This is a genomic window from Streptosporangium pseudovulgare, from assembly GCF_014648055.1.
In the GTDB taxonomy this organism is placed as follows: Bacteria; Actinomycetota; Actinomycetes; order Streptosporangiales; family Streptosporangiaceae; genus Streptosporangium; species Streptosporangium pseudovulgare.
Genome location: NZ_BMQJ01000037.1, coordinates 16,890 through 34,802, shown reverse-complemented (window position 1 = coordinate 34,802; position 17,913 = coordinate 16,890). Strand labels below are relative to the sequence as shown.

The following is a 17,913-nucleotide window of genomic DNA, read 5'->3' as shown; positions in this document are numbered from 1 at the left end:
CCCCCCCCCGGGAGCGGGCCCCGGACGGATCTCACCGTTCGACGGCCAGGCGAACTCCCAGGCCGATGAAGATTCCGCCGGTCGCGATGTCGATCCGGCGGCGGGCGGCGTGGCGGCGGCGCAGCCATCCCCCGATCCGCCCGGCGAGCACGCCTACGGCACCGTCCACGACGAACTCCAGCGCGATCATGATGGCGCCGAGGATCGCGAACTGCACCCAGACGTGGCCCAGCCCGGGGTCGATGAACTGGGGCAGGAAGGCGATCGTGAAGGTGACCATCTTGGGGTTGAGCAGATTGGTCAGCAGCCCGTTGAGGTAGGCGCGCCGGCCGGACATGCCGCCTCCGAGGACCGGCAGGCCGCCCTGGTCGTCGCCGCGGCGCCGGATGGCCTGCACGCCGAGATAGATCAGGTAGGCGGCACCGGCGATCCGCACCACCGTGAAGGCGACCGGCACCGCCGCGAAGAGCGCGGCCAGCCCGGCCGCCGCCACGGCGACGTGGACGGCCTCGCTCGTCGCCACCCCGGCCGTGGCGAGCAGGCCGGCGCGGGGGCCGCCCCGCATCCCGCAGCCCAGGACGAACAGCATGTCCGGCCCAGGGGTGATCATGGCGATGATCGTGGTGACGGTGAACAGCGCGAGCAGATGCTGGTTGACGGGCATGCGTTGATCATCACATGCAGGAGAGCGCCCGGGGAACCCGGGCAGACCGCCTCACTCGTCCCCCGGCCGTGGCCCGCGCGCCGGGCCGCACGCCGTACGGCCCGCCGGGCGGGTCAGGCGCGCGAGTCGCTCAGCACCCGGAACGTGACGCCCGCGCGGCGCAGCCGGCCGGTCAGCGCGTCGCCCATCGCCGCGGCCGGGGTGAGCTGGCCCGCCGCCTCGGGCAGGTCGTCGAAGGCCAGGCACAGGGCCGACTCGGCGAGCATCTTGGCGGTCTCGTCGTAGCCAGGGTCGCCGCCCGCGACCTCGGTGACGACGCGTTCGCCGCCGCCCCGGCCGAGGAAGGTGACCTTGAACCAGCCTTTGGCGCGCTGCTCCGGGGTGGGGCCGTCGCCCGCGGCGATCCGGCCCGCCAGCCAGGAGCGGGCCGGGGGCACCTGGGCGAGCGCGGCGAGGGCCCCGGCGCCCGCGGCGAGGCCGAGCGCGGTGGGCAGCCGCCGGACGGCGACGTGGTGGCGGTAGGTGAAGTCGGGGCCGTAGCGTTCCAGCGCGCGGGCCGAGCGGGCGATGACCTGCGGGTCGAGCGTGGGCAGCGGCAGCGCCCAGCCGCCGACGTGGCGGAGCGTCCCGGCGCGGCCCCGGGCGCGGCGGCCGGCGGGGCGCTCCTCGGTCCGGCGGCGGGCCAGCGCGGTCTCGGCCGTACGGCGGGCGCGGGAGAGCACCAGGAGCGCGGAGGCCAGGGTGCCGCCGGACGGCCGGCCGCCGGCCCGGACGAACCCGTCAATCTCGATCGGCACGCCCTCAGGGAGCCGCTTGACGGTGAAGTAGGCGCCCAGGTCGTGCGGAACGGAGTCGAATCCGCAGGCGTGCACGAGCTTCGCGCCGGTCCGCACGGCCCGGTCGTGGTGGCGGAGGTACATCAGGTCGATGAACTCCGGTTCGCCGGTGATGTCGGCGTAGTGGGTGCCCGCCTCGGCGCAGGCGGCCACGACGTGCTCGCCGTACAGGGTGTACGGGCCGACCGTGGTGGCGACGACCCTGGCCTGGCGGGCGACGTCCGCGAGCGAGGCGGGGTCGGTGACGTCGGCGTGCAGCAGCGGCAGGCCGGGGAGTCCGACGCGCTCGGCGACCGCTTCGAGCTTGGCGCGGTTACGGCCGGCGACGGCCCAGCGGACGCCGGGACCGGCGTGGCGGGCGAGGTATTCGGCGGTGAGGCCACCGGTGAAGCCGGTGGCGCCGAGGAGCACGATGTCGTACGGGCGATCTTCGGGCATGGGATGAGACTCCCCGCTCCGGGAGCCGCCATGCACCCCGCCGGGATGTCCCTGACTGGTTCGGGGCGTTCCGGGTATTCCTGGGCGTTTCGGGGCCTCCCGGCGCACCGACCCGCCCGGACCGCAGCGGTCTGTCCCTACCGCACCGGCCCGGCCGGGTCCCGGACGCCCGATCCGCGGCCGTTCCCATCCGACAGGTTCCAGTCATCTGTCCGATACCGGGCGGGAGGCGGCCTCCGTAGCGTTCCAGTCGTGAAACTCATGGAAGCCCTGGGCTCGGCGGTCGAGCTGACGGGGGTCACCAAACGCCACGCGCACGGCGTCGTCGCCCTGGACGACGTGTCCGTCTCCTTCGCGCAGGGCACGTTCACCGCCGTGATGGGGCCGTCCGGCTCGGGCAAGTCGACGCTGCTCCAGTGCGCTGCCGGGCTGGAAAAGCCGACGTCGGGCCAGGTCATGCTGGACGGCAGGGACCTGACCCGGCTGCCGGAGCGGAAGCTGACGCTGCTGCGCCGCGACCGCATCGGCTTCGTGTTCCAGGCGTTCAACCTGCTGCCCTCGCTCACCGCGGAGCAGAACGTCGCGCTGCCGCTGAAGCTGGCGGGCCGCCGGGTTGACCGCGAGCTGGTACGGCAGAGCCTGGAGGCCGTCGGCCTGGGCGACCGGGCCGGGCACCGTCCCGCCGAGCTGTCGGGAGGCCAGCAGCAGCGCGTGGCCATCGCCAGGGCGCTGGCCGCCCGGCCCGCCGTCCTCTTCGGCGACGAGCCGACCGGCGCGCTGGACACCAACACCAGCCGGGACGTGCTGCGGCTGCTGCGTTCGCTGGTGGACCGGCACGCGCAGACGATCGTGATGGTCACCCACGACCCGGCGGCGGCCGCGTACGCCGACCGGGTGCTGTTCCTGGCCGACGGCCGGATCCGCGGTGAGCTGCTCGACCCGACGGCCGAGGACGTCTCCGCCCGGATGCTGCTGCTGGAGGAGGCGTGCTGAGCGTCGCGTGGAGCACCCTGCGCACCCGGCTGGTCTCCTTCCTCGGCACCTTCCTCGCCCTCGCCCTCGGCACGGCGCTGATCGCCGCGATGGGGCAGTTGCTGGCCGTCACCGTGGACTCCCCCGACCGCGGCCCGCAGCGCTACGCCGCCGCGCCGTTCGTGATCGTGCCGGACGGGCGGGTGCACGTGCGCACCTGGCGGGGCGAGCAGAGCCTGCCCCTGGTGGAGAAGGCCGGCCTCGATGCGGAGCTGGTGGCCCGTTTCCCCGGCGCCGTCGTGGACCGGGCCTTCCCGGCCCGGCTCGCGGGCGGGCCGGACGTGACGGGCCGGCCCTGGGCGGCGCGCCGTACGGCGCCGCAGCGGCTTCTCGAGGGGCGGGCGCCGCGCAGCCAGCGGGAGATCGCGGTGAGCACCGGGGCGCGCGTGGGCGACACGGCGACCGTGCTCACCCGGGCGGGGGCCGGGTCGTACACCGTGGTGGGGGTGACGGACGGCCCGCCCACCGTGTTCTTCACCGACCGGCGGGCCGCCGCCCTGTCGCCGCGCGTCGACGCGCTCGCCCTGTGGAACGCGCCGGGCGGCGCGCTCCCGCCAGGGACGCGGCTCCTCACCGGGCAGGACCGGGCGCTGGCGGACCCGAGCCGGGAGGACGACGCGCGGGCGCGCGACAACGCCGTCACGATCGTCGGCATCGCCGCCGGGTTCGCCGTGTTCATCGCGGTCTTCGTGGTGTCCTCGACGTTCGCGTTCGCGGTCGCGCAGCGGCGCCGGGAGTTCGCGCTGCTGCGGACCCTCGGCGCGACCCGCCGTCAGGTTCGCCTCATGGTGTACGGCGAGGCGTTGCTCGTCGCCGTCGCCGCCTCCGCGCTGGGCGCGCCGGCCGGTCCGGTGCTCGCCGGGCCCATCCTGGACCGGCTGGTGGCTCTCGGGATGGCGCCGTCGTGGCTGGTGCCCCGCACGTACACCTGGCCGTCCGTCACCGCCTTCTGCGTCGGCGCGGTGGTCGCGCTGGCCGGGGTGGCCGTCGCGGCGGCGCGGGCCGGGCGCGTCCACCCGGCGGAGGCCATGCGCGAGGCGGTGGTCGAGCCCGGCGTGATGACCTGGGGGCGCCGGATCTTCGGGGTGGGGCTGCTCGGCGCCGCCCTGGCCTCCATGGTGGTGACCGCGGTGCGCGACCCGCTGAGCGCCGCGAACGACAAGTCCTTCATGCCGGTCGTGATGCTGCTGGTGACGGCCGCCGGGCTGCTCGCCCCGGCCGTCGTGCGGCCCGTCACCCGGCTGGTCGCCGCGCCGCTGGGCCGGCTCCGCGGCGCGGGCGCCACCGTGGTGACGGCGTCGGCCACCGCCTCCGCCCGGCGGACCGCGGCGACCGCGGCGCCCGTGCTGGTCGCGGTCGGGCTGGCCACCGCGCTGCTCGGCGCGGCCGCGATGAACGACGCGGCCAAGGCGGCGATGCGGGCGGCGCCGGTCAGGGCCGACTACCTGGTGCTGCCCGAGGGGGCGGCGGGCCTGGACGACCGGCTCCTCGGCCGTCTGCGGGACGTGCCCGGCGTGGAGGTCGTCGCCGCGGCGCCGACCGGCGTCTACACCCTTGAGGGCGCGACCGCGCTGATCAGGCGGCCCGCCGAGGCGATGGACCCGGCGGGACTGGTGAACGTGCTGGACCCGCCGGTGACCGCGGGGTCGCTGACGGCGCTGAACGACCGGACCATCGCGGTCTCCGAGACCTGGGAGCTGGCGCTGGGCGACACCGCGAAGCTGTGGCGGGCCGACGGCAGCCAGGTGTCGCTCAAGGTGGTCGCGCTGCTCGGCGCCGGGTCCCCGGCCGACTCCTACGTCACCCCGGCGCACGCCTTCTCCGCGCCGGTGACCACCGCGTACGTGCGGCTGCGGCCGGGCACCTCTCCGGACGCGGCCGGGGCCGCGCTGCGGCACGCCGCGGCCGGGCACGACGTCCGGGTGCTCACCAGGGACGCCTGGGCCCGCTCGACGGGCGACCGGCACGGCTCGGCCAGCCGCCTCGGGCTGCTGGTGGTGCTCGGGATCATCCTCGCCTACACCGCGATCGCGCTGGTCAACACCCTGCTGATGGCGGCATCGGACCGGACGGCGGAGCGGGCGGCGCTGCGGCTGCTGGGCGCGACCCGCGGCCAGGTGCTGCGGTACGCCATGGGCGAGTCGCTGCTGGTGGTGGCCGTCGGCGTGGTGCTGGCCGCCGCCGTCGCCGCGGTCGGCCTGGCGGGGCTGTGGGGCTCGCTGGTGCAGATCGCCGGGCCGGTCGCGGTCAGCGTGCCGTGGCCCGAGGTCGGCGCGGTGGCCGCCGGATGCGCGGTGATGGCGGCCCTGGCCGCCGCGGCGCCGCTGCTGCGCCGGGGCTGAGCGGGGCTGAGCCGCCTCGGCCGGGGCGCGGCGGCGGGCCGCCGCTCCAGAACCGGAGCCGGACTAGAGCCGGAGCGGGACCGGAGCCGCTAGGTCGCGGCGTCGGGGTCCAGGTCCGGGCCGAGACGTGCCAGTTCCACCCGGGAGGAGACGCCGAGCTTGGGAAAAGCCCGGTAGAGGTGGTGGCTGACGGTCTTGGGGCTGACGAAGAGCCTGGCGCCGATCTCCCGGTTCGTCAGGCCCGTCACGGCCAGCCGTACGATCTGCAGTTCCTGGGGCGACAGCGCGGCCAGCCGGTCGGAGGCGGCGGGCGCCGCGGTGGCCTCACCCGCGGCGCGCAGCTCGGCGGCGGCCCGCCGTGCCCACGGACCGGCGCCGAGCCGCTGGAAGGTCTCCAGCGCGGCCCGCAGGTGGGGTCGGGCGTCGCGCCTGCGACGCTCGCGGCGCAGCCACTCGCCGTAGCCGAGCTCGGCCCTGGCCCGCTCCAGCGGGCGGCCGTGCGGCCGCAGCGCGGCGGAGAAGATCTCGTCGTCCGGCTCCAGCAGGGCACGGCAGCGGGCCAGCACCGCGTCGGCCCAGTCGAGCCGCGCGACGTCCGCCCACTCCGCCAGGCGCTCCAGCGGCTCCTTCGCGCGGTCCGGCAGGCCCGCCCGCACGGCGGCCTCGATCTGGTCGGGGGCGAAGTAGACCGCCTGGATCTGGTGGCGCACCGGCCCGGCCAGGGCGGCCTCCAGCCGGTCCAGCGCCCGCGTGTGGCGGCCGAGGCTCAGGTCGAGTGCCGCCAGCGCCCACTCCGACCAGGCCAGGCCGTTGGCGATCCCGGTCGCGGCGAAGTGGTCGGCGCAGCGGACGGCCAGCCCGGCGCAGCGGTCCTCGTCGCCCTCGACGGCGGCGATCCAGGCGAGGATGCCCTCCAGGTAGCCGGTGCGGTGCGGCTGGCCCGTGTCGGCGGCGATGCGCAGCCCCTCCGCGGCGTCGGCGGCGGCGCTGCGGAACCGGCCGAGGTAGAGCTCGGCCCCGGCGAGCGTGACGTAGGCGATCGGCAGCAGGCCGGTCATGCCGAGCGTCCTGCACTCCTCGACCAGCGCGACGGAGATCTGCCGCTGCGTCTCGAACTCGCCGACGAGTCCCGCCACGAACGCGCCGTTGATCCGCAGGCCGTAGGAGCCGCGTTCGATGCCGCGGGCGTCGCGCGCCAGGGGGCTCATGGCCGGCAGCGCCCCGGCCGGGCCGGCGTTCAGCGACACGGCGGCGGCTTCGACCGCGTCCACCGCGGCGTCCAGGCCGTCCTCCGGGCGCAGGTTCAGGCGGCGGAGCCGTGTCGCCGCCTCCTCGACCCGCCGCGGGTCGCTGAGCTGCCAGGCGTTGCGTCCGGCGTCGACGAGCATGAGGCCGGCCGCCACCGGGTCGAGCTCGGCGACCCGGTCGGCTCCGGAGAGCAGGATGTCGTGCGCGGTGTGGACGGAGCCGCGTTCGAAGGCGATCCTGGCGCGCAGTTCGGCGAGCCTGGCGATGGAGCGCGGCTCCTCGACGAGGCGGACGGCCCGTTCGGCCAGCGCCTGCGCCCGCTCCGGCAGCCCCGCGTCGGCGGCGGCCATGGCCGCCTCGGTCAGCCGCCTGGCCAGCGGCCCGGGATCGGCGGTGAGCTCGGCGGCGCGTTCGAGGGCGGCCGCCGCGGCCGCGTGGCCGTGCCGTTCCCTGGCGCGCCCGGCGGAGCGCTCCAGCGCCGCCGCGGCCCGCTCGTCGGGGCCGAACGCGGCCGCGGCCAGATGCCAGGCCCGCCTGTCGTCCTCGCCGTCCAGCGCGTCGGCCAGCGCCCGGTGTACGGCGAGCCGCCTGTCGAAGGGGGCGGAGTGCGTGGCGGCGGCCCGCATGAGGGGGTGGACGAAGGCGGCGGCACCCCCTCCCACGGTGAGGAACCCGGCGCGTTCCGCCACGCCGAGGTCCGCCGCGCCCAGCCCGAGCCGTCCGGCGGCGCGCAGCACGGTGCCCAGGTCACCGGTGTCCTCGGCGGCGACGAGGAGGATCATCAACCGGGCGCCGTCCGGCAGCCCCGCGATGCGGGCCTCGTACGCCTCCTGGATCCTGCGCGGCAGCGGCATCGGGGTGAACGGATCGGCGGTGCGCGGCAGCTCGATCAGCGCCAGCGGGTTGCCGCGGCTCTCGGCCAGGACGCGGTTCCTGACCCCCTCGGCCAGGTGCGGGTCGCGTTCGGCCAGCAGCTCGGCCGCCGCCCCGGCGTCCAGCGGGCCCAGCCGCCGCCCCGGCAGGCCGGGGGCGTCGAACCCGTCACGCGCGGCGAAGACCAGCGCGACGCCCTCGGCGTCGAGCCTTCTGGCCGCGAACAGCAGGGCGTCCGCCGACGCCCGGTCCAGCCAGTGGGCATCGTCCACCAGGCAGAGCAGCGGACCGTCCTCGGCGATCTCCGACAGCAGGGACAGCGTGGCGAGCCCGATGAGGAAGCGGTCGTCCCCGGCGGCGTCGCCCAGGCCGAGCGCGCCGTTCAGCGCGAGCGCCTGCGGCCCGGGAAGCGCCCGGGCGCGGGCCAGCTCCGGCCGCAGCAGCTGGTGCAGCGCGGCGAACGGCATCTCGGCCTCGGTCTCCACCCCGGCGCTGCGCAGCACCCGCAGGCCCTCCGCGCGGGCGGCCGCGTACTCCAGCAGGGCGCTCTTGCCGATGCCCGGGTCGCCCTGGAGCACCAGGGCGCCGCTGCGTCCGGTCCGCGCCGCCGCCAGGAGGTCGTCGAGGACCCGCTGGTCCTCATTTCTCCCCTTGAGCGGGGGCGTCACCGCAGGCCGGGGCGTCACCGCAGGCCGGGGCGTCACCGCAGGCCGGGGCGTCACCGTGGGCAGGGGCGTCACCGCGGACGCGGGCGTGCCTCCGGACGCGGGCGGCCCTCCCCCGGGTGAGACCGGCCCGTCGGACGCGGGCGGCCTTCCCTCCGGCGTGGACGGCGGTCGAGCCGGCGGCGGGACGGGCGACGGGAGGCGCGGCGTGGTCACCGCAGCAGGGTAAAGCCTGCCGCGGACGCCGGAATGCCGCCTTCCGGTTCGGCCCAGGAACGCCTCGGCCTATAGGTTCGTTGCAAAAATCAGACATTTTCCTGAACGAACGAAGGGTTGGGAACGGTGGAGGTCGAGCAGACGGCGCTGCCCGGGATCGGTTTGCGGCACGAGTTCACCACGCGGTCGGGGCGCCGGGTCGGGGTCGTCTCCCACCGGACGGGACGCCGCGACCTGGTGATATACGACCGCGACGATCCCGACCGGGCATGCGAGGCCGTGAAACTCAACGACGAGGAGGCCGACGTCCTCTGCGAGCTGCTCGGCGCCCCGCGCATCGTGCAGCGCCTCAACGACCTGCACCGGGAGGTCGAGGGCCTGGTCAGCGTCCAGCTCCCGGTGCTGGCCGGCACGCCGTACGCCGGGCGGACCATGGGGGACGCGCGGGTCCGCAGCCGCACCGGCGCCTCCATCGTGGCCGTGGTCCGCAGTGGCCAGGTGTTCGCCAGCCCCGGGCCCGACTTCGGGCTCGCCGCCGACGACGTGATCGTCGTGGTGGGCAGCCCGGAGAGCACCTCCGCCGTCGCCGACATCCTCACCAACGGATAGGCCACCGGGTGCACGACATCGCGATACTTTTCCTCGAACTGGGTGCCGTCCTCCTCGGACTCGGCATCCTCGGCGCGCTGGCCATGCGCGTCGGCATCTCTCCCATCCCGCTCTACCTCCTCGCCGGACTGGCGTTCGGCCAGGGCGGCATCCTGCCCCTGGCCACCAGCGAGGAGTTCATCTCGGTCGGCGCCGAACTCGGCGTCATCCTGCTGCTGCTCACCCTCGGCCTGGAGTACAACGCCGACGAGCTCCTGACGAGCCTCAAGGGCAACGCCCCGGCCGGCCTCGTCGACCTGGTGCTCAACGCGGCGCCGGGCGCGATCTGCGCGCTGCTGCTGGGCTGGGGCCCGGTCGCGGCGGTCGCCATGGCCGGCGTGACCTACGCCACCTCCTCGGGCATCACCGCCAAGGTCCTGTCGGACCTGGGGTGGATCGGTAACCGCGAGACCCCGGTGGTGCTGTCGCTGCTGGTCTTCGAGGACCTCACCATGGCGATCTACCTGCCGGTCCTCACCGCCATGCTGGCCGGGCTGAGCCTCGCCGCCGGCGCGGTCACCGTGGCGATCGCGCTGGGCACGGTCAGCGTCGTGCTGGTGGTGGCGCTGCGCTTCGGCCGGTTCATCGAGTCCTTCGTCTCCAGCCCCAACTCCGAGGTGCTGATGCTGAAGGTCGTCGGGCTGGCGCTGCTGGTCGCCGGGGTGGCGCAGCAGCTTCAGGTGTCGGCCGCGGTCGGCGCCTTCCTGGTCGGCATCGCGCTGTCCGGGGAGCTGGCCCACGACGCCCAGGCGCTGCTGAGCCCGCTGCGCGACCTGTTCGCCGCGGTGTTCTTCGTCTTCTTCGGGCTGCAGACCGACCCGACCAAGATGGGGCCGGTCGCGGGGCTGGCGGCGCTGCTCGCGCTGATCAGCATGATCACCAAGCTGCTCACCGGCTTCTACGCCGCCCGGCGGGCGGGGATCGCCCGGGCGGGCCGGGCGCGGGCGGGCATCGCGCTCATCCCGCGCGGCGAGTTCAACATCGTGATCGCGGGGCTGGCGGTCTCGGCGGGGGTCCATCCGGACCTCGGCCCGCTGGCCGCGGCGTACGTGCTCATCCTCGCGGCGTTCGGCCCGCTGGCGGCCCGGCTGGTCCAGCCGCTCATCACCGCCATCGCCAACCGGGCCTGACCCCGGCGGCACCGTACGGCCCGGCGCGCCACGCGCCGGGCCGTACGCATGTCCGGCCCGACCGGCCCCGCCGACCCCGCCGACCCCGCCGGCCCCGCGCGTCGGCGGACCCGTCCCGGACGGGCACCGTACGGCCCGGCCACCGGATCCCGGCATCGCTCCCCCGGCCGTCCTCGACGGGACCGTCCGTCCCCACCGCGGTCCGCCGATCTGGTAGGCATTTGCGCATGATCCGTTCCCTGGCGCTCCTCACCGCGGCCCTCCCCCTCCTGGCGTCCGCCGCCCCCGCCTCCGCGGCGGCTCCGGCCACGCCGCACATCCCGGCCGGGGTGGCCGCCGGCTACGCGGTCTTCGACCGGCAGACCGGCAGGCTCACCGCCCACCGCGACGCGCACCGGAGGTTCCGGTCGGCCTCGGTGGTGAAGATCATGATCGCCATCGACTACCTGGAGTCGCATCGGAAGGTCCCCGCCCGCGATCTCGCCCTGCTGAAGGTGATGCTGCGGGTCAGCGACGACGACGCGGCGTCGGCGTTCTGGGACCGGGGCGGCAAGGGGCGGATCATCGAGCGGACGGCGCGGAGGCTGGGGCTGACCGATACCGCCCCGCCGCCCGCCGACAAGCCGGGGTTCTGGGGCTACACCTCACTGAGCGCGCTGGACACGGTGCGTGTCTACCGCTACCTGCTCGACCGGGCCGAGCCGCGGGTCTCCGACCTGATCCTCGGCCACCTGCGCCGGGCCGGGCAGTGCGGCTCCGACGGCTTCGACCAGTACTTCGGCATCCCCCGCGGGGTCGCCCGGCCGTGGGCGGTCAAGCAGGGCTGGTCGGGGTACGGCCTCAGGCCGCCGGTCCGGTGCCGGCCGTCGTCCCCGGCGGCCCCGGGGTCTCCGGGGTCACAGTCGGTTCCGGCTCCCTCGACGGTCCCGGCCGCCGCGGAGGCTCCGGTGTCTCCCGGGCGCCCGGCCGGCGCCCCCGCCCCGGCCGGGCCCGTCTCCGGCGTCCCGGTGCCGGTCGCCCCGGCGGACGCCGCCGCGCCGGCCGCCCCCGGGTCCGCGCCCAGGATCGTGCCGGACTACGGTCGGCCCGTCCTGCACACCACCGGGCTGGTCGGCCCGAGGGAACGCTGGATCATGGTCCTGCTCACCGCCTACCCCGCCGGGACCTCCTGGCAGCGCTCGACGTCCCAGATCACCCGGCTCGCCCGGGAGGTCTACCGCGCCGGGACCTCCTGAGCCCTCCCGGGAGCGTGTCGCGGCGTCAGCCGACCTCCTTGCGGGCCACCCGTACCGCCCCGGCCGCCATGGGGACGACGATCCAGAGGACGGCCGACACCGCCAGCCGCGCGGCGCCGCCGCCGGTCATGTCACCGGTCACGAGCGGCGCGACGGTGGCGTTCAGGTCGAGCCACCCGGCCAGGGTCTCGCCGGTGTCGCCGAGCCTGCCGACGACGCTCCACAGCATCGGGTTCACCAGGTAGACCACGATCGCGGCGGGCGCGTTCAGCAGCAGGGTGCCCAGGGCGAGCCCCATGGCGACCATGAGGACGTTCGTCCCGGTCCAGCCCAGCAGGGCGAGAGGGTTCATCTCCCAGATGGCCGGGACACCCCGGACGGCGGCGACCGCCGCCGTCGCCGGCACCGCGACCAGCGCCGCCAGCAGGGAGGCGGCCAGGGCCGCGGTCACCGCCGGCACGTACTTGGCCACCAGCACCCGGCCGCGCCGGGGTTCGAGGGTGAACGTGGTCAGGGCCGTGCGGTGGCTCCACTCGCCGGTCACCGCGAGGATGGCGAGCACGGGCATCAGAGTGGCGATGGGCATCCCGGCGGTGAAGGCCAGGGTCTGCAGCTTCGGGTCCGTCACGAAGCCGCGGCCCACGACGCCCGCGAGCACCAGGGCGGCCAGGACCGCGATCATGATCTTCCCGCTGCGCGTGTCGGCGAGCTTGCGGGTCTCCACCACCAGCAGGCGGCGGAACGGGATCGGCGCGAGGACCCGCTCGGTGCGGCTCGTGCCGCCCGTGCCGCTCATGCCGCACCCCGGTCGGCGTGCGTGGTCAGCTCGATGAAGGTCTCCTCCAGGCCGCGGTCCCGGCCGAGTTCGGCGGCGGTGCCCTGGGCGAGGACCCGGCCCCGGCCGATCATCACGATGTGGTCGGCCACCTGCTCCACCTCGTGCAGCAGGTGCGAGCTGAGCAGCACCGCGCGTCCGGAGGCGGCGAGGTCGCGGATCAGTCCGCGCAGCCAGCGGATGCCCTGGGGGTCGAGGCCGTTGGCGGGCTCGTCCAGGACGAGGACCTCGGGGTCGCCGAGGAGCGCCTGGGCGATGCCGAGACGCTGCCGCATGCCCAGCGAGTAGCCGCCGACCGTCCGGCGGCTCTCCCGGCCGGTCAGCCCGACCAGGTCGAGGACCTCCTCGACGCGCGTTCCCGGCAGGCCGAGCACCGTCGCGGCCAGGGTCAGAACCTCCCTGCCGGTGCGGCCGGGATGCTGGGCGTCGGCGTCGAGGAGCGCACCGACCCGGGCGGCCGGGCGGTCCAGCTCGCCGTACGGCCGGCCCAGCACGGTGGCCGAGCCGGAGGTGGCGCGGGAGAGGCCGAGGAGGATCCGCAGGGCCGTCGACTTCCCGGCGCCGTTGGGCCCGAGGAAGCCGGTGACGCTTCCCGGGCCGACGGCGAAGGACACGTCGTCGAGCGCCTTCACCCCTTTGTACGTCTTGCTGACATGGTTGAACTCGATCACGGAACCAGTCCATCGCGCCGGGGTCCCACCGGTCATCGGACCGGGGTGGACGGCCGGCGGACCCGGGGCGATCCGTCGCCGCCGCGATTGCAGACCTTCGGCCACCCCGAGGTGGACCCAGGTCGCTGACGAACGGGTCCGCACGGTGCATAGGCTGTGGGGCCGTGGACGACCGTACGGAGCACCAGCCGCCCCTGACCCGGCGGGACTCCGCGCTGCGCTACCTGTGCGCCGCGGTGCCGATGCTGTTCTTCGGTGTCCTCATGGTGATGACCGCCTCCCAGAAGTCCGGCATCCTCCGGGAGGCGGTGGTCGACGTGGGGCTGGGCGTGGCCGGGCTGGTCCTGCTGCGATGGCGGCGCCGCCTGCCGTGGCAGACCGCGCTGGCGACCGCCCTGCTGACGGCCCTCTCCGCCACCGCCACCGGCCCGGCCTACGTCGCCTACGTGTCGCTGTGCACGCACCGCCGGTGGCGCCGGATCGTCCCGGTCGCGGCCGTCTCCTGGCTGTGCCTGGCGATCTACGCCGCCTGGCACGGCATCGACCAGAGGACGGTCGTCTCCATGGTGACCGGCGCCGCGATCCTCGGCGGGCTGACCGTCTTCGGCCTGTACCTGCGCGGGCTGCGCGACCTGGACGCCTCGCGGCGGGAGGCGGCGCTGGCCGTCGAGCGTGAGCAGGCGCAGCGGGTCGAGCAGGCCAGGCTCGCCGAGCGCGCCCGGATCGCCCACGAGATGCACGACGTCCTGGCGCACCGGATCTCCCTGCTGGCGATGCTCGCGGGCGGCCTGGCGTACCGGACGGACCTCACCGCCGGGGAGAGCCGCGAGGTGGCGCTGGCGATCCAGGAGAACGCGCACCAGTCGCTGAACGAGCTGCGCGCCGTACTCGGCACCCTCCGGTCCGACGGCGCCTCCCGATCCGACGGCGCCGCCGAGGCGCCGGAGCCGCCGCAGCCGGGCCTGGACCGGCTGGGCGACCTGTTCGACGAGGTGCGGGCGGCGGGCCAGCGGGTCGAGGTGGCCGACGCCGTCGAGGACCGCGGGCTGCTGCCGGCGCAGACCGGCCGGCACGCCTACCGGATCGTGCAGGAGGCCCTGACCAACGCCCGCAAGCACGCGCCGGGCAGCCGGGTGCGGGCCGAGATCGGCGGGCGGCCCGGCGACGGCCTGCGGATCCGGGTGAGCAATCCGGCGGATCCGGGGGCGGCCGCCGGTCCCGGCGGGCGGCTGGGTCTGGTGGGCCTGGCCGAACGGACCCGGATGGCCGGCGGCACGCTCAGCCACGCCGTACGGGACGGGTGCTTCGTCCTCGACGCCCGGCTGCCGTGGGAGGCTTGACCGGTGATTCGGCTGGTGATCGTGGACGACGACCCGATGGTGCGGACCGGGCTGCGCCTCATCCTCGGCGGCGAGCCCGACCTGGAGATCGCGGGCGAGGCCGGGGACGGCCGGCACGCCATGGAGGTGATCCGCGACCTGCGGCCCGACGTGGTGCTGATGGACATCCGGATGCCCGGCCAGGACGGGCTGACCACCACCGAGCTGCTGCTGAGGCGGCCGGACGCGCCCCGGATCCTCGTGCTCACCACCTTCGACGCCGACGACCTGGTGCTGCGGGCCCTGGGGCTCGGCGCGGCCGGGTTCCTGCTGAAGGACACGCCGCCGCCGAAGATGGTCGAGGCGGTCCGCGCCGTGGCGAGGGGCGAGCCGGTACTGTCGCCGAGCGTCGCGCGGCAGGTGATCGCCGCGGCCACCGGCGGTCCCGAGCCGCGGGGCCCGGAGGCGCGGCGGGAGCTGGCCAGGCTCACCGAACGCGAGCGCGAGGTCGCGGTCGAGGTGGCCCGGGGCAGCTCGAACGCCGAGATCGCCGGTCGCCTGCACATGAGCGTCGCCACCGTGAAGGCGAACGTCACCCGGATCTTCGCCAAGCTGGGGACCGACAACCGGGTCCACGTCGCCATGAAGGTACGCGACGCCGGCCTCCTCTGACGCGCCCTTCGCCCCCGGCCGCCGGCGCGGACCGGCCGTCGCCCCCTACCGCCGCTCCCGGCCGGTCCGCGCCGTCGGCCCGTCATCGCCGGGCCCCGCACGGGGATCAGGACGGCCGTACGGTGACCCGGGCCGCCCGGGGACGTTCGTCAGCATATGCTGACAAGCGGGCCGCGTCAGCATATGCTGACAGCATGACGACGGTAACCGAACTGGCCGAGGCCACCACCGGCGAGGACCCGGTGACGGCGCTGGCCGCCGTGGCGGCCCTGCGGCGGCTCCTGGAGGAACTGGAGGCCGCGCACGTCACCGAGGCCCGCGCCCGGGGCGCGTCGTGGGAGGCCATCGCGGCGGCGCTCGGCGTGAAACGGCAGACGGCGCACCGCAAGCACGCACACCGGATCATCGACGGCGGGAGATGAGGATGTTCGAGAGGTTCACCCCCGAGGCCCGGCGGACGGTGGTCCGGGCCGGCCTGCTGTCGCTCGACGCCGGCCGCACCGCCCTCGACGACGACATGCTGCTGCTCGCCCTGGCCGAGGCGTGGCCGGTGGACGGCTTCGCGGTGCCCCCGGACGCCGTCCGCGCGCTGCTGCCGGCGGACCCGGCGGACCGCCCGGGTGATCGGGACCTGCTGGCCGGTCTGGGCGTCGACCTGGACGAGATCCGCCGCAGGCTCCCGGCCCGCCGTGCCGATCCGGCCGCGTGGCGGCTGCGCCGGCCCCGGACGCGCCCGCTGCGCGTGACGCTCTCCGGTCCGGCCGGCGACCTCCGGCTCACCGTCGCGGCCCGCAAGGCCGTCGAGGTCGCCCTGTACCACGGCGCCCGCCGCACCGGGGACGGGGCCGCGGACGAGGACCTGGTGAGGGGCCTGCTGGCCGACGGCTCCAACGCCTCGGTGGCGATCCTGCGCCGCCTCGGCGTCGACCTCCACGGCCTCGCCGGGAGGTTGTGGCCTCTCCGCGCGTCCGCCTGACCACCGGGCCCACCCCCGTACGGCGACGCCGCGCGGCGGGCGTGGCGCCACACGGCGCGGGACCGGGAACGGGGCCGGGACGGTTCCCCCGGCCCCGCCGGGCCGGCCGGCCGGTCAGTCCGTCGCCGTGGCGGCGCCGAGCAGGTCGCGGATCCGGCCGGTGGCCTCGGCGAACGAGGGCTGCGACATCGTCTCGGCGTAGTCGCGGGAGCCGGGCAGGTCGACGTCGATGATCTCGGCGACGGTCCCCGGCCGCGCGGTCATCACCAGGACCCGGTTGGCGAGGTAGACCGACTCGGCGATGGAGTGGGTGACCAGGAGCACGGTCGTGCCGGTCTCCCGCCAGATCCGGTGCAGCTCGACGTTCATCTGCTCGCGGGTGAGCGCGTCGAGCGCGCCGAACGGCTCGTCCATCAGCAGGACCGGCGGGCGGTGCAGCAGCGCCCGGCACAGCGCCACCCGCTGCTGCATGCCGCCCGACAGCTCGTGCGGCAGAGCGTCCTCGAAGCCGGTGAGCCCGGTCATCTCGATCAGCTCGTCCGCCCTCCGGCCGGCCTCGGCGGCGGGCATCCCGCGCATCTCCGCCTGGAGCAGGATGTTGCGGCGGGCGGACCGCCACTCCAGCAGGGCGGCGCGCTGGAACACGTACCCGATGTCGTGCCTGGTGCCGCCGACCGCCTCCCCGAAGAGGCGCACGCTGCCCGCCGACGGCCGCAGCAGGCCGGAGACCAGCTTCAGCAGGGTCGACTTGCCGCAACCCGAGGGGCCGACGATCGAGACGAACTCGCCGGGCGCGACGCTCAGCGAGACGTCGCGCAGCGCGGTCACCTCCTTCTTCTTGGCCCTGAACCGGACCGCGACGGCGTCGAGCTCCACCGCCGCGACCGCGGTCGCGGCACCGGGCGTGCGCTCGGCCTCCAGGTTGCCTTTCATCCCCATCCCTCCAACGTGATCTCCCCGGCCTTCCGGCCCCCGGGCTTTCCCCGGGGTCCTCTCCGCCCCTGAGGGCTCTCCGGCCCCGGGCTCTCCGGCTCCGGGAAGGAAGCCGGCGTGCCCGCCCCCCGGGGGCGGCGCGCTCACCCCTTCGGGGTGACGCTCTCGTCCCAGTAGGCGGCCGGCGCCTCGGCCTTGGTGATCACACCCGCCTTGACGAAGGTGTCGATCGTCGTCTGCCAGTCCGCGGCGGTGTTGACGCCCGGGGCCATGCCCTTGGTCGCGTCGGTGTGCAGCAGCGTGACGGTGGTCTTGAACTGGTCGAGCAGCACCTGCTTGCTGGGGAGCTGCTCGGAGGCGCCGTCCATCGCGTCCACCGCCGCCTGCGGGTCCTTCTCGGCTGCGGCCCACGCCTCGCTGGTCGCCGCGACCATGCGCTTGACCAGGTCGGCCCTGCTCTCCAGGTTCTTGGTGGAGGTCAGGAGGCCGTTGCTGTAGAAGTTGAGGCCGAACTCGGAGAAGCGCAGGTAGGAGACCTTCTTGCCGGCCTTCTCCTGCATCGTCGGCCCCTGGTCGGAGGCGTAGCCGAGCAGGGCGTCGGCCTGGCCGGAGATCACCGCGGCGATCTTCCCCGCCGGGTCGGTGTTCTGCAGCTGCACGTCGTTCTCGGCCAGGCCGTTCTGCTTGAGGAAGGCCGGGAACGTCTTGGACAGCGCGTCACCGGCGGTGATGGCGATCTTCTTGCCCTTGATGCCGGCGGGGTCGGTGATGTTCTTCTCGTCGAAGAACTGCACGGAGGCCGGGGTGGTCTGCAGGTAGACCCCGAGGCTCTTGACCGGGACGCCCTGGGAGACGGAGGCCAGCAGCGCGGGGGTGTCGGCCCAGCCGAAGTCGGTCTGCCCCGCCCCGGTGGCCTGGATGGTCTTCTGCGAGCCCTGGCCGGCCTGGATCTTCAGGTCGATGCCGTGCTTCTCGAAGACGGCCTGCTTCTTGCCGAGGTAGAACGGCGCGTGCTCGCCGTACGGGTACCAGTTGAGCGTGAGCGTCACCTGGTCGAGTTTCTTGCCCGACGCGCTGGTGGTCGTCCCGCCGTCCTCGCCGCCGCAGGCGGTGAGGAGGAGGGCCGGCAGCAGGGCGGCGATGACGATCCGGGATTTCACGGGGGTGCCTTCCTTGGGGG

General features: G+C 75.4%; 16 protein-coding genes. 9 read left to right on the top strand and 7 right to left on the bottom strand.

The window, feature by feature from the left end; all coding sequences use genetic code 11:
• Positions 1-31: 31 nt before the first annotated feature.
• Both IEZ10_RS37420 and IEZ10_RS37415 read right to left on the bottom strand, forming a co-directional pair.
• The gene (locus IEZ10_RS37420; protein WP_189251235.1) at positions 32-664 is read right to left on the bottom strand and encodes a LysE family translocator; all 633 of its coding nucleotides are present in this window, start codon (positions 662-664) and stop codon (positions 32-34) included.
• A 113-nt stretch (positions 665-777) separates the two neighbouring features.
• Entirely contained in the window at positions 778-1,938 is a 1,161-nt protein-coding gene (locus IEZ10_RS37415; protein ID WP_189251234.1) for a saccharopine dehydrogenase family protein, read from the bottom strand.
• Between the two features lie 261 nt (positions 1,939-2,199).
• Here IEZ10_RS37415 and IEZ10_RS37410 point away from each other — a divergent pair, with 261 nt between their 5' ends.
• Both IEZ10_RS37410 and IEZ10_RS37405 read left to right on the top strand, forming a co-directional pair.
• Complete coding sequence (locus tag IEZ10_RS37410) at positions 2,200-2,931, top strand: ABC transporter ATP-binding protein (RefSeq protein WP_189251238.1); 732 nt, start codon at positions 2,200-2,202, stop codon at positions 2,929-2,931.
• Positions 2,925-5,312, top strand: coding sequence for an ABC transporter permease (locus IEZ10_RS37405; protein ID WP_189251233.1), 2,388 nt, complete (start codon positions 2,925-2,927; stop codon positions 5,310-5,312). The genes IEZ10_RS37410 and IEZ10_RS37405 overlap by 7 nt, the downstream gene beginning before the upstream one ends.
• 89 nt (positions 5,313-5,401) lie before the next feature.
• Here the strand turns inward: IEZ10_RS37405 and IEZ10_RS37400 are convergent, their stop codons facing one another.
• Positions 5,402-8,101 carry a helix-turn-helix transcriptional regulator gene (locus tag IEZ10_RS37400; RefSeq protein WP_189251232.1) on the bottom strand — a complete coding sequence of 900 codons (2,700 nt, stop codon included), beginning with the start codon at positions 8,099-8,101 and terminating at the stop codon, positions 5,402-5,404.
• A gap of 339 nt (positions 8,102-8,440) precedes the next feature.
• On the opposite strand from IEZ10_RS37400, the gene IEZ10_RS37395 reads away from it, so the two are divergent.
• From IEZ10_RS37395 to IEZ10_RS37385, 3 genes are all read left to right on the top strand, one after another.
• Complete coding sequence (locus tag IEZ10_RS37395; protein ID WP_189251231.1) at positions 8,441-8,923, top strand: cation:proton antiporter regulatory subunit; 483 nt, start codon at positions 8,441-8,443, stop codon at positions 8,921-8,923.
• Positions 8,924-8,931: 8 nt separating this feature from the next.
• Positions 8,932-10,092, top strand: coding sequence for a cation:proton antiporter (locus tag IEZ10_RS37390; RefSeq protein ID WP_189251230.1), 1,161 nt, complete (start codon positions 8,932-8,934; stop codon positions 10,090-10,092).
• Positions 10,093-10,319: 227 nt separating this feature from the next.
• Positions 10,320-11,327, top strand: a complete 1,008-nt coding sequence (locus IEZ10_RS37385) for a serine hydrolase (RefSeq protein WP_189251229.1) — start codon at positions 10,320-10,322, stop codon at positions 11,325-11,327.
• Positions 11,328-11,352: 25 nt separating this feature from the next.
• On the opposite strand, the gene IEZ10_RS37380 is transcribed toward IEZ10_RS37385, so the two are convergent.
• Both IEZ10_RS37380 and IEZ10_RS37375 read right to left on the bottom strand, forming a co-directional pair.
• Positions 11,353-12,123 (bottom strand): ABC transporter permease subunit, encoded by a 771-nt coding sequence (locus tag IEZ10_RS37380; RefSeq protein ID WP_189251228.1) that lies wholly within the window; start codon positions 12,121-12,123, stop codon positions 11,353-11,355.
• Positions 12,120-12,833, bottom strand: coding sequence for an ABC transporter ATP-binding protein (locus IEZ10_RS37375; RefSeq protein ID WP_189251227.1), 714 nt, complete (start codon positions 12,831-12,833; stop codon positions 12,120-12,122). The genes IEZ10_RS37380 and IEZ10_RS37375 overlap by 4 nt, the downstream gene beginning before the upstream one ends.
• A gap of 164 nt (positions 12,834-12,997) precedes the next feature.
• On the opposite strand from IEZ10_RS37375, the gene IEZ10_RS37370 reads away from it, so the two are divergent.
• The 4 genes from IEZ10_RS37370 to IEZ10_RS37355 all read left to right on the top strand — a co-directional run bounded on the left by IEZ10_RS37370 (position 12,998) and on the right by IEZ10_RS37355 (position 15,800).
• A complete protein-coding gene (locus IEZ10_RS37370) occupies positions 12,998-14,173 on the top strand; it encodes a sensor histidine kinase (RefSeq protein ID WP_189251226.1) in 1,176 nt (391 codons plus the stop codon).
• A gap of 3 nt (positions 14,174-14,176) precedes the next feature.
• Positions 14,177-14,824, top strand: a complete 648-nt coding sequence (locus IEZ10_RS37365; protein WP_189251225.1) for a response regulator — start codon at positions 14,177-14,179, stop codon at positions 14,822-14,824.
• Between the two features lie 194 nt (positions 14,825-15,018).
• Positions 15,019-15,246 (top strand): helix-turn-helix domain-containing protein, encoded by a 228-nt coding sequence (locus IEZ10_RS37360; RefSeq protein WP_189251224.1) that lies wholly within the window; start codon positions 15,019-15,021, stop codon positions 15,244-15,246.
• Positions 15,247-15,248: 2 nt separating this feature from the next.
• Positions 15,249-15,800, top strand: coding sequence for a hypothetical protein (locus IEZ10_RS37355; RefSeq protein ID WP_189251223.1), 552 nt, complete (start codon positions 15,249-15,251; stop codon positions 15,798-15,800).
• A gap of 114 nt (positions 15,801-15,914) precedes the next feature.
• Here the strand turns inward: IEZ10_RS37355 and IEZ10_RS37350 are convergent, their stop codons facing one another.
• The gene (locus tag IEZ10_RS37350; protein ID WP_189251222.1) at positions 15,915-16,733 is read right to left on the bottom strand and encodes an ABC transporter ATP-binding protein; all 819 of its coding nucleotides are present in this window, start codon (positions 16,731-16,733) and stop codon (positions 15,915-15,917) included.
• Between the two features lie 143 nt (positions 16,734-16,876).
• Positions 16,877-17,893, bottom strand: a complete 1,017-nt coding sequence (locus IEZ10_RS37345; RefSeq protein ID WP_189251221.1) for an ABC transporter substrate-binding protein — start codon at positions 17,891-17,893, stop codon at positions 16,877-16,879.
• Positions 17,894-17,913: the final 20 nt, after the last annotated feature.

What these genes read in the sequence shown, in the direction of transcription:
- IEZ10_RS37420 (WP_189251235.1), bottom strand. Translation starts at nt 664, where the DNA reads ATGCCCGTCAACCAGCATCTGCTCGCGCTGTTCACCGTCACCACGATC.
- IEZ10_RS37415 (WP_189251234.1), bottom strand. Translation starts at nt 1,938, where the DNA reads ATGCCCGAAGATCGCCCGTACGACATCGTGCTCCTCGGCGCCACCGGC.
- IEZ10_RS37410 (WP_189251238.1), top strand. Translation starts at nt 2,200, where the DNA reads ATGGAAGCCCTGGGCTCGGCGGTCGAGCTGACGGGGGTCACCAAACGC.
- IEZ10_RS37385 (WP_189251229.1), top strand. Translation starts at nt 10,320, where the DNA reads ATGATCCGTTCCCTGGCGCTCCTCACCGCGGCCCTCCCCCTCCTGGCG.
- IEZ10_RS37380 (WP_189251228.1), bottom strand. Translation starts at nt 12,123, where the DNA reads ATGAGCGGCACGGGCGGCACGAGCCGCACCGAGCGGGTCCTCGCGCCG.
- IEZ10_RS37360 (WP_189251224.1), top strand. Translation starts at nt 15,019, where the DNA reads ATGACGACGGTAACCGAACTGGCCGAGGCCACCACCGGCGAGGACCCG.
- IEZ10_RS37355 (WP_189251223.1), top strand. Translation starts at nt 15,249, where the DNA reads ATGTTCGAGAGGTTCACCCCCGAGGCCCGGCGGACGGTGGTCCGGGCC.
- IEZ10_RS37350 (WP_189251222.1), bottom strand. Translation starts at nt 16,733, where the DNA reads ATGAAAGGCAACCTGGAGGCCGAGCGCACGCCCGGTGCCGCGACCGCG.